Here is a 10,145-nt window from a genome sequence, read left to right on the forward strand (position 1 = left end):
CGCCCCGGGCCGGGAAAGGGCGTTTTCGCGGGGTGGGGAGAGGCGCCTGGGGGGCGTGCCGGAATTCCGCCGGGAAAAGTGCCGTACGGGATTCGAGGGCCACATGCGAACCGGACAAGTCAACATTTACTTCCCCGGATTTCCTCTGCATAGTGGCGGGTCGAATCGAGAGGGGGCTCTTCCTTGTCGCAGATCCACGACAACGCCGCACAGCAGGTGGAGCTGGAGCGGGTGCAGGTGTCCGTCATCGGCGAGCTGTTCGACGAGCGGCTCGCCGGGGCGCGGGAGCAGCTGGGGCGGGTGCTCGCGTCGGCGGCGGACGGCGCGGGCGAGGTGTACGAGCGGGAGGTGGCGGCCGGGCGGCTGGCGGGCGAGGTGCGCCGGCTGCAGGGCGCCGAGGGCGGGCTGGTCTTCGGCCGGATCGACCTGGCGGACGGGACGGTGCTGCGGATCGGGCGGCTGGGGCTGCAACGGGACGAGGACGAGCTGCCGTTGCTGGTGGACTGGCGGGCGGAGGCGGCACGGGCCTTCTACGAGGCGACGCCGGTCCACCCCCTGGGGCTGCGGCGGCGCCGCCATCTGAGCCTGACGGGCCGCACGGTGGTCGGGGTGAGCGACGAACTGCTGGACGGTTCGGAGCCGGCCGCCGGGGACGTCGTGGGGGACGGCCCGTTGGCGGCGGCGCTGCGGGAGCGGCGGACCGGACGGATGGGGACGGCGGTCGCCACGCTCCAGACCGAGCAGGACGCGATCGTCCGCTCGCCGCACCGCGGGGTGACGGTGGTGCAGGGCGGCCCGGGCACCGGAAAGACGGTGGTGGCGCTGCACCGCGCCGCGTACGTGCTGTACGCGTTCCCGAAGGCGGCCGAGCGCGGTGTGCTGGTGCTGGGTCCGAACGCGCGGTTCCTCGACTACATCTCCCAGGTGCTGCCCTCGCTCGGGGAGAACGACGTCGTCCTGGCGACGTGCGAGGAGCTGGCCGGCGTCGCGCCGGGCGCCGTGGACGGGTTCGGGGCGGCGCGCCTCAAGGGCTGCGTCGAACTGGCCGACGCGCTGGCCGGGTCGGTCCGCTCGCGGCAGGCCCCGGGCGGGGACTTCACCGTCCGGGTCGGGCGGGAGTGGGTCCGCCTGGAGGAGGCGGAGGTCGCCGGGGCGCGGGCGGCGGCGCAGGCGAGCGGCCTCGCCCACAACCGGGCGCGCCGGCTGTTCCTGGAGCTGCTGGTGGACTCCCTGACCGGCGCGCTGGCCCGCGGCACGGTCGAGGCGCTGGAGCGCATCGACGCCGAGGTCGCGCTGCTCACCGGCATCGACCTCGACCGGATGGCGGCCCGGGACCTGCGCAGGCTCGGCGTCGACGACGAACCCGCCACGGGGGCCGACGAGTTCGACGCCGACGCCGTCCGGGCCGCGCTCCTGGACGACGCGTACGTGGACCGGGCCGTCGAGGAGCTCTGGCCGCGGCTCGTGCCGGGCGAGGTCGTCGACGCCCTGCTGGCCGACGCCGACGCACTGGCCGCGCGCCTGCCGCACCTCGGCGACGACGAGCGGGCGTCGCTGCTGCGCACGCCCGGCGCGCCGTGGGCCGATGCCGACGTGCCGCTCCTCGACGAGGCGGCGAGCCTGGTCGACGGGCCGCCCGAGCAGGCCTTCGGGCACGTCGTCGTCGACGAGGCGCAGGAGCTGACGGCGATGCAGTGGCGGATGATTCTGCGCCGGTGCCCGGGCCGGTCGATGACACTGGTCGGCGACTTCGCGCAGGCGGGCCCGGCGGCGACCGCACGGGACTGGCACGAGGCACTCGCCCCGCACGTCGGCCGCCGCTTCGACCTGCGGACGCTGACCGTCAGCTACCGGACCACGCGGGAGATCCTGGCCACCACCGGGGAGTTGCTCGGCCGGATCGCCCCGGGGCAGCCGCCGGTCCGGTCGATCCGGCACGGTGAGGAGCCCCGGTCCGTCGCGGTGGCGCCGGAGCGGCTCGCCGGTGAGCTGGTGGGCGAGCTGCGGGCGCAGGCCGCCGCGCATCCGGGCGAGCTGCTCGGCGTGGTCTGCGCGGACGGCCGGACGGCGGAACTGGCGGCCGCCGGGGTCGAGCGGTACGCCCGGCTGGTCCCGGCGTCGGAGGCGCGCGGCCTGGAGTTCGACGAGGCCGTCGTGGTCGACCCGGACGGGATCGTCGCCGCCCGGCCCGCGGGCGAACGGGACCTGTACGTCGCCCTGACCCGCGCCACCAAGCGGCTGTGCACGGTGACCCTTCGGGAGGCCGGGGCGTAGCGGGGTGCCTCCCGCACGGGAAGCCGGCCCGGCCGGCTTCCCGTGCGGGAGGGGCCGCGGCCGGGGTCGGGGCCGGGATCCGGGGTCCTGGTGGTGGGTGACCCGTCGACGCGAGGACACAAGGTGTCCTAAAGTGAATGACGTGTCTTCCCGGGGCTCCGCGGCGCCGCCGGGCGGGTCGCCGCTGCCCGCGGCCCGCCGGTGCGGGCCGCACCCCGCGCCCCGGCGGACCGCTCCGACCGACGAGCGAAGGAGAACCACGGCGATGGCCGACACGTTCGAGACGGGCAAGACCGACCTGGTGGACCTGGCCCACCAGCGGATGCGGACCGCGATCCCCGACAACGACTGGACGGTGCGCCAGAAGCTGGCCCTGACCTGCCGCATCCTGTTCGACGCCGGCCACGACTCCGGGCTGGCCGGCCAGATCACCGCCCGGGCCGAACGCCCGGGCACCTACTACACCCAGCGCCTGGGCCTGGGCTTCGACGAGATCACCGAGGACAACCTCCTCCTCGTCGACGAGGACCTGCACGTCCTGGAGGGCGACGGGATGGCCAACCCGGCCAACCGGTTCCACAGCTGGGTCTACCGGGCCCGCCCGGACGTCAACTGCATCATCCACACCCACCCGCTGCACGTCTCCGCGCTCTCGATGCTGGAGACCCCGCTGGTCGTCTCGCACATGGACCTGTGCCCGCTCTACGACGACTGCGCCTTCCTGGAGAAGTGGCCCGGCATCCCGGTCGGCAACGAGGAGGGCGAGATCATCTCCGCCGCCCTCGGCGACAAGCGCGCCCTCCTGCTCGCCCACCACGGCCAGCTGGTCGCCACCGGAACCGTCGAGGAGGCGTGCACCCTGGCCCTGCTCTTCGAACGGGCCGCCGAGCTGCAGCTCCTCGCCGGGGCCGCCGGGAAGATCCAGGAGATCCCCGAACCGCTCGCCAAGGAGGCGCACGACTGGATCTCCACCCCCAAGCGCGGCCAGGCGAACTTCGCCTACTACGCCCGCCGCGCCCTGCGGGCCGGCCACGGCGACGCCCTCGTCACCCGGAAGGACTCCTGAGATGCCCGCGACCACCCTGGAAGGGATCATCGCCTACCCGGTGACCCCGTTCTCCGCGGCCGACGGCGGCCCGGACCTCGACCGGCTCACCGAGCTGATCGACCGGCTGGTCCGCTCCGGCTGCCACGCCGTCGCCCCGCTCGGCTCCACCGGCGAGAGCGCCTACCTCGACGACCAGGAGTGGTACACCGCCGCCGAGGCGTCGGTGGCGGCCGTCGCCGGCCGGGTGCCCACCGTCGTCGGCATCGCCGACCTCACCACCCGCAGCGCCGTCCGCCGCGCCCGGTTCGCCGAACGGGCCGGTGCCGACGTGGTGATGGTGCTGCCGCTCTCCTACTGGCGGCTGGACGAACGCGAGATCACCCGGCACTACACCGAGATCGCCGACGCGATCGGCATCCCCCTGATGATCTACAACAACCCCGCCACCGCCGGGGTCGACCTCCGCCCGGAACTCATGCACCGGCTGGTCGACCAGGTGGAGAACATCACCATGGTCAAGGAGAGCAGCGGCGACATCCAGCGGATGCACCGGCTCACCCAGCTCTCCGACGGCGCCCTGCCGTTCTACAACGGCTCCAACCCGCTGGCCCTGGAGGCGTTCGCGGCCGGCGCGGCCGGCTGGTGCACGGCCGCACCCTGCCTCATCCCCGAGCTCACCCTCGACCTGTACCGGGCGGTGCGCGCCGGTGACCCGGAAACGGCCCGCCGGGTGTTCTACCGGCAGCTGCCGGTGCTGCAGTTCCTGCTCGGCGGGGGTCTGCCGACCACGGTGAAGGCGGGCCTGGCCCTGTGCGGCCTGGACGTCGGCGAGCCCCGGCACCCCTTGCTGCCGCTGGACGGGGCGCGGACGGCGCAACTGTCCGCGCTGCTGTCCGCGGCGGGAGTCGCCCTGGCGGACGGCGCCGGGCCGAAGGCCTGACAGCGGCGTGGGGCCGCCCTGAAGTCGGGCTCGGGACGGCTTCAGGGCGGCCCCGGGCCCGCCGGGTCCGTCAGGGCAGCGTGGGAACCCGGTCCGCGGGGCCGTCCGGGTCGTCGTGGATGACCACGAGGATCTCGGCCGGCTCCGGCCCGGTGCTCCGGCAGCGGTGGGGCAGCGCCGAGTTGAAGTACACGCTGTCCCCGGGGCCGAGTTCGACGCTCCGCTCGGGGAACTCCAGCACGGCGGTGCCCGCGTGGACGAAGAAGAACTCCTCGCCCGTGTGCGACTTGAACGGCGGGTCCGCCGGTTCGGTCGGCGGGTACATCATGAACGGCACCATCCGCTTGCCGCTGAGCCCGGTCGCGATGCCCTCGTAACGGGAGACGCCGGAGCCCGCCCCGGTGCCGACGGGAGTGCGCTCACCGGCCCGGACGACGGTGACGAGCTCGGGCTCCACCTCGTCCGAGAAGAGCCGGCCGACGTCGACCTTGAGGGCGTGGGCCAGCTTGAGCGCCGTCGAGATCGACGGGTCGCTGATACCGCGCTCGACCTTGGAGAGGTAGCTCTTGGTGACGCCGACCTGCTCGGCGAGTGCCTCCAGGCTGAGCCGGTTCTGCTTCCTCAGCACCCGCAACCTGCCGGCCATGCGCCACCTCTCACCCACGGAATCGTCCGGTCCATTATCGGTCCGGCGTGCGGGGAAGCGCGGTCGCGGTGCCGGTCGGTGCCCGGTGGCCGTCCGGTGGCCGGCCGGGCCGGGGGTCGGGGCGTTCCTGCGGCCCGTCCGACCGGACCCGCAGGAAACGCCCTAGGATCGGCGGATGATCACCGTACCGTCCGGCCGGGTCACCCTCTCCGACCGTCGCACCCGGCGCAGTTGGGCCGTCGACGTCGCCCCGTTCCGGCTGGCGGCCTGTCCGGTGACCCGCGAGCAGTACGAGGGCGCGACCGGCGACCGCCGCCCCGCGCACAGCGTCTCCTGGCTGGACGCCGTCCGCCACTGCAACGAGCTGTCCCGGCGCGAAGGCCTCGCGCCCGCCTACGAGGTGGACGGCGAGGACGTCTCCTGGGACCGCGCCACCGACGGCTACCGGCTGCCCACCGAGGCCGAATGGGAACACGCCTGCCGCGCCGGCACGGACGGCCCGCGCTACGGCCCGCTGGACGACATCGCCTGGTACCGCGGCAACTCGGGCGAGCGCCCGCACGAGGTGGGCGGGCTGCGCCCGAACGCCCACGGGCTGTACGACCTGCTCGGCAACGTCTGGGAGTGGTGCTGGGACCGGTACGACCCCGAGGTGTACGGCGAGTACCGCGTCCTGCGCGGCGGCGGCTGGTTCGACGAGCACTGGAGCTGCCGCGCCTCCGTCCGCCGCCGGAGCCACCCGACGCTGCGGATCGACGACGTGGGATTCCGGCTCGCCCGCTCCATCCACAGCCTGCCGCGCACCGGTCCCCGGCCGCCGCTCGGTTGAGGAACCGTCGAGTCCGCTCGGGCGTTGGCGCCTGCATGAGTGATGAATCAGTGTCCCTGCGCCCGATAGCCGAGGCCGACCTCCCCGTGGTCGAGGGGCTGGTGAACGACCCGGAGATGCTGGGGGAGTTCCAGTGGTACGGCTGGCGCGATCCGCAGCGGTACCGCCGCCGGTGGCTGGAGAGCGGGCTGCTGGAGGAGGGGCAGTGGATGCTCGCGGTCGAGGTCGGGGGCAGGTTCGGCGGTTTCGTCGCCGCCAACCGCAGCGGGGTGCGGCCGTCCGCCCCGTACTGGAGCATCGGCGTGCAGCTGCTGCCGCACGTGCGCGGGCGCGGGATCGGCACCCGGGCCCAACGGCTGCTGGTGGACCACCTGTTCGCGCACTCCCCGGTGATGCGGCTGGAGGCGGACACCGAGGCGGGCAACCTGGCCGAGCAGCGCGTCCTGGAGAAGCTCGGCTTCACCCGGGAGGGCGTGCAGCGCGCGGTGACCTTCCGGGCCGGCGCGTGGCGCGATGTCGTCCGGTACAGCCTGCTGCGCACCGACCCGCGTCCGTAGGGCGTGCCTAGGCGATCCCGAACCACTCCTCGGCGAGGGCGTCCAGCGTCCGTGCCGAGGGCTTCAACTCCCGCAGGTACCACGGCAGGTTGCTGTACACGTGGAGCAGGGTGCACGCCATCAGCAGCCGGGGCTCGAAGCGGCGGCCGTAGGCGTTCAGCAGGTGGCCGAGCAGGTGCGGGTCCCCCCGGGTGGTGAAGAGTCCGACGGCGACCAGGTCGTAGGCCGGGTCGCCGATCATCGCGGGCTCGAAGTCGATCAGGCCGGTGAGGCGCCAGCCGTCGGCCGGGTCGGTGAGCAGGTGCTCGCGCATGAACTCGGTGTGCAGCAGGGAGCGCCCGGGTGCGGCGGGGAGCGGGGCGGCGGCGAGGAAGTCCGGGATCTGCTCCAGCCACTCCCGCGCCAGCCCGCGTTCGCGCTGGCGGGCCACCGCGCCCGCGGCCCGGCGGGCCAGGAAGGCCGGCCAGTCGCCGGGGCCGAGGACGTCGGCGAGCGGCTCGGGGTCGAGGGCGTGCAGGGCGGCGAGCGCCTCGCCGCAGCGGCGGGCGATCCGCTCGCGGTCGGGCGGCGGGATGCGCGGCCAGGCCGGGGCGAGGCCCTCGCCGGGCAGACGGGACATCAGGACGTGGCGCCAGCCGTTGACGTACTCGCCGGCCTCGTGGACGGTCGGGGTGGGGATCGGCAGTGCGCCGTCCAGGCGGGTGAGCACGCGCTCCTCGACGATGCCGTCCCGGGCGGAGGCGGCCGGGAACAGCTTGAGCACCAGCGCGTCGCCGACCGCGTAGACCGGCACGGAGCCCTCGGGGAAGCGCTCCAGGGGCAGGCCTCCGACGCCCAGCCGGGCGCAGAGCGCCTCGGCGCCGGGGCGCATCACCGTCTCGTCGGGGACGACCGCGTCCCACTCCTCGTCCGTCAGCACCAAGGGCAGCACGGGCGTACCGTAGGCAGGTGAACGGCCCCGGCGCAAAGGGTTTTCAGTGCCCCTCCGGGCGGGTGCCGCAGGTCTCCATGCCCGACGGGACCGGTTCGGGTCCGCCGTCCGGGTCGCGGGTGAGCAGGTAGCGGGCGCCGGGGCCGGCCTCGCCGGCGCGGTCGGCGGCGTTGTAGAGGGCGCAGCGGGAGAGGGACAGGCAGCCGCAGCCGATGCAGCCGGTGAGCTTGGCCTTGAGCCGTTGGAGTTCGGCGATCTGCTCGTCGATCCGGCTCTGCCAGGACGCGGCGACCCGGTCCCACTCGGTGCCGCTGGGGGCCGGGCGCTCGGGGAGGCGGTCGAGGGCGACCTTCGCCTCGTCCAGGGAGAGGCCCACCCGCTGGGCGGCGCGGATGAAGGCGATCCGGCGCAGCGTGCCGCGGGTGTAGCGGCGCTGGCCGCCGGAGGTGCGGGTGGCCTGGATCAGGTCGAGGCTCTCGTAGTAGCGCAGCGCGGAGGCGGCGAGGCCACTGCGGCGGGCGAGTTGGCCGATGGTGAGCAGGTCGCCGTGGTGCGGGCCGGGGGCCCGGCGGCCGTCGGAGTGGGCGGTCATGGGAACCCACTGTAGCCGCTTGACCTCAAGTCGGCTTTAAGGTGCAGCATCGTGGTCATGACGACGAACGCGACCGCCACGAACGCGACCGGCACGAACGCGACCGGCACCCGATTCGAGGACCTGCCCGCCCTGATGGCGCTGATGACCGGCGCCGAGAAGCACGGCCCGGCCGCCACCTCCACCCTGGACGCGCTCTGGGTGCTGTACGACCGGGTGCTGCGGGTGGCCCCGGAGACCGCAGAGGCCCAGGACCGCGACCGCTTCCTGCTCTCCAAGGGCCACGGCCCGATGGCGTACTACGCTGTACTGGCGGCCAAGGGCTTCCTCGACCCGGCCGTGCTGCCGAGCTTCGGCGGCTACGACTCGCCGCTCGGCCACCACCCGGACCGCACCCTGCTCGCGGGCGTCGAGATCGCCTCCGGCTCGCTGGGACACGGCCTGCCGCTGGCCGTCGGCACCGCGCTCGGGCTGCGGGCGCAGGGCCTGACCGACCCGGCGGTGTGGGTGCTGGTCGGCGACGCGGAGTTCGACGAGGGCTCCAACGCCGAGGCGGTGGCCTTCGCCGGGGCCTACGGGCTGGAGCGGCTGCACGTGGTGGTGATCGACAACTCCTCGGCCACGCACGGCTGGCAGGGCGGCATCGCCCAGCGCTTCGCGGCCGAGGGCTGGTCGACCGCCACGGTGGACGGGCGCGACCACGAGGCGCTGCACCGCGCGTACACCGCGGAGCACCCGGGCCGCCCGCACGTGGTGGTCGCCCGGGTCGAGCCCAAGGAGCAGCACTGAGCACCCGGCGGCAGCCCCGGCCCGCCGACACCACGACCCGCCCCGCCACGACCGATCAGGCCACGACCGATCAGGCCACGACCGATCAGGCCACGACCGAGCCCCCGAGAGGAACTTCACCGATGGACACCATGCGCGAGCGCTTCGTGGACGTGACCACCCGCCTGCTGGACGAGGACCCCCGGCTGGCCGTGGTGCTCGCCGACATCACCGCGGCCGCCTTCGCCCCGGCACAGCAGCGCCACCCCGACCGGGTGGTCAACGTCGGCATCCGCGAGCAGCTGCTGATCGGCGCGACGGGCGGCCTGGCGCTCACCGGGATGCGTCCGATCGCCCACACCTTCGCCAGCTTCCTGATCGAGCGGCCCTTCGAACAGGTCAAGCTGGACCTCGTCCACCAGGGCGTCGGCGCCGTGCTGGTGAGCGCGGCGGGCTCGTACGACTGGCCGGCCGGCGGCCGCACCCACATGTCCCCGGGCGACGTCGCCCTGCTGGACACCCTGCCGGACTGGACGGTCCACGTCCCCGGCCACCCGGACGAGGCCGAGCAACTGCTGCGCCACGCCTACGCGGACGGCGACCGCAATGTGTACGTCCGGCTCTCGGAGCACCGGAACGCGGCCGCGGTGCCGGTCGAGCCGGGCCGCTTCACCACCGTCCGGTCCGGCTCGCGCGGAGCCGTGCTCGCCGTCGGGCCGATGCTGGACGCGGTGCTCGCGGCCACCGAGGGCCTGGACGTCGCCGTGCTGTACGCGGCGACGGTGCGCCCCTTCGACGCCGCCGGGCTGCGCGCGGCGCTCGGCGACCGGGCGGACGTGGTGCTGGTCGAGCCGTACCTGGCGGGCACCTCCGCGAACGAGGCGCACGCGGCGCTCGCCGACCGCCCGCACCGGGTGCTGGGCCTGGGGGTGCCGCGCGAGGAGCACCGGCACTACGGCTCGATCGCGGAGCACCTGGCCGCCTACGGCCTGGACGCCCCGGCGCTCCGGGAGCGGATCGGCACCTTCCTCCGGTGAGCCCGGCCGCTACGGTGGGCCCGTCGTGCCGGTGAACGTCCGGCCGGGCTGCACGGCGACGACCGCCACCGCGTCCGCCGCCAGCCGCACCGCCGTCCCCTCCAGCTCCGCCGCCCCGAAGGCCGCCACCACCTCGCGCCCGGTGGCCCCGAGCGGCAGCGCGGCCCCGTCCGGCCCGAGGTTGACGGCGATCCGGTACGGCCCCCGGTGCACCACCAGCCGGCCCGCCGCCTCGTCGAAGTCCGCGCGCACCGCGCCGAGGTCGGGGTCGGACAGCTCCGGGCGCTCGCGCCGCAGCCGGATCAACGTCCGGTACCACGTGAGCAGTTCGGCGTGGGGGGCGCGCCGGAGCTCGGTCCAGTCGAGGACCGAGCGCAGCACGGTGGCCGGCTCCTGGGGGTCGGGGACGGCCTCGGCGGCCCAGCCGTGCCCGGTGAACTCCCGGCGCCGGCCCTGCCGGACGGCCTCGGCGAGGTCCGGGTCGGTGTGGTCGGTGAAGTACTGCCAGGGGGTGGCGGCGCCC

At 74.7% G+C, this 10,145-nt stretch carries 11 protein-coding genes; 7 read left to right on the top strand and 4 right to left on the bottom strand.

Annotation, left to right across the window (positions count from 1 at the left end; all coding sequences use genetic code 11):
- The first annotated feature begins 183 nt into the window (after positions 1-183).
- The 3 genes from ACIQOV_RS11660 to ACIQOV_RS11670 all read left to right on the top strand — a co-directional run bounded on the left by ACIQOV_RS11660 (position 184) and on the right by ACIQOV_RS11670 (position 4,262).
- Positions 184-2,274 carry a HelD family protein gene (locus ACIQOV_RS11660; RefSeq protein WP_401047587.1) on the top strand — a complete coding sequence of 697 codons (2,091 nt, stop codon included), beginning with the start codon at positions 184-186 and terminating at the stop codon, positions 2,272-2,274.
- A 265-nt stretch (positions 2,275-2,539) separates the two neighbouring features.
- Positions 2,540-3,340 carry an aldolase gene (locus tag ACIQOV_RS11665; RefSeq protein WP_401047589.1) on the top strand — a complete coding sequence of 267 codons (801 nt, stop codon included), beginning with the start codon at positions 2,540-2,542 and terminating at the stop codon, positions 3,338-3,340.
- 1 nt (position 3,341) lies between these two features.
- On the top strand, positions 3,342-4,262 hold the full coding sequence (locus tag ACIQOV_RS11670; protein ID WP_401047592.1) for a dihydrodipicolinate synthase family protein: 921 nt from the start codon (positions 3,342-3,344) through the stop codon (positions 4,260-4,262).
- Positions 4,263-4,332: 70 nt separating this feature from the next.
- Here ACIQOV_RS11670 and ACIQOV_RS11675 read toward each other — a convergent pair whose 3' ends face one another.
- Positions 4,333-4,908, bottom strand: a complete 576-nt coding sequence (locus tag ACIQOV_RS11675; protein WP_401047595.1) for a helix-turn-helix domain-containing protein — start codon at positions 4,906-4,908, stop codon at positions 4,333-4,335.
- Positions 4,909-5,083: 175 nt separating this feature from the next.
- Here ACIQOV_RS11675 and ACIQOV_RS11680 point away from each other — a divergent pair, with 175 nt between their 5' ends.
- Together ACIQOV_RS11680 and ACIQOV_RS11685 are read left to right on the top strand one after the other, a co-directional pair.
- Entirely contained in the window at positions 5,084-5,737 is a 654-nt protein-coding gene (locus ACIQOV_RS11680; protein ID WP_401047598.1) for a formylglycine-generating enzyme family protein, read from the top strand.
- A 35-nt stretch (positions 5,738-5,772) separates the two neighbouring features.
- Complete coding sequence (locus tag ACIQOV_RS11685; protein ID WP_401047601.1) at positions 5,773-6,294, top strand: GNAT family N-acetyltransferase; 522 nt, start codon at positions 5,773-5,775, stop codon at positions 6,292-6,294.
- A 7-nt stretch (positions 6,295-6,301) separates the two neighbouring features.
- Here the strand turns inward: ACIQOV_RS11685 and ACIQOV_RS11690 are convergent, their stop codons facing one another.
- Both ACIQOV_RS11690 and soxR read right to left on the bottom strand, forming a co-directional pair.
- A complete protein-coding gene (locus ACIQOV_RS11690; protein WP_401047602.1) occupies positions 6,302-7,225 on the bottom strand; it encodes a phosphotransferase family protein in 924 nt (307 codons plus the stop codon).
- 43 nt (positions 7,226-7,268) lie between these two features.
- Positions 7,269-7,817 (bottom strand): redox-sensitive transcriptional activator SoxR, encoded by a 549-nt coding sequence (gene soxR / locus ACIQOV_RS11695; RefSeq protein WP_359909625.1) that lies wholly within the window; start codon positions 7,815-7,817, stop codon positions 7,269-7,271.
- Between the two features lie 57 nt (positions 7,818-7,874).
- On the opposite strand from soxR, the gene ACIQOV_RS11700 reads away from it, so the two are divergent.
- The gene (locus ACIQOV_RS11700; protein WP_401047604.1) at positions 7,875-8,606 is read left to right on the top strand and encodes a thiamine pyrophosphate-dependent enzyme; all 732 of its coding nucleotides are present in this window, start codon (positions 7,875-7,877) and stop codon (positions 8,604-8,606) included.
- 122 nt (positions 8,607-8,728) lie between these two features.
- Positions 8,729-9,622: a transketolase family protein gene (locus ACIQOV_RS11705; RefSeq protein WP_401047607.1), complete on the top strand. Its 894-nt coding sequence runs from the start codon at positions 8,729-8,731 to the stop codon at positions 9,620-9,622.
- A gap of 9 nt (positions 9,623-9,631) precedes the next feature.
- On the opposite strand, the gene ACIQOV_RS11710 is transcribed toward ACIQOV_RS11705, so the two are convergent.
- Positions 9,632-10,145 (bottom strand): DUF3459 domain-containing protein (locus ACIQOV_RS11710; protein WP_401047609.1); only part of this gene is annotated, 514 nt, incomplete at its 5' end.

The sequence above is a fragment of the Kitasatospora sp. NPDC091257 genome, from assembly GCF_044757675.1.
Classification (GTDB): Bacteria; Actinomycetota; Actinomycetes; order Streptomycetales; family Streptomycetaceae; genus Kitasatospora; species Kitasatospora lactacystinica.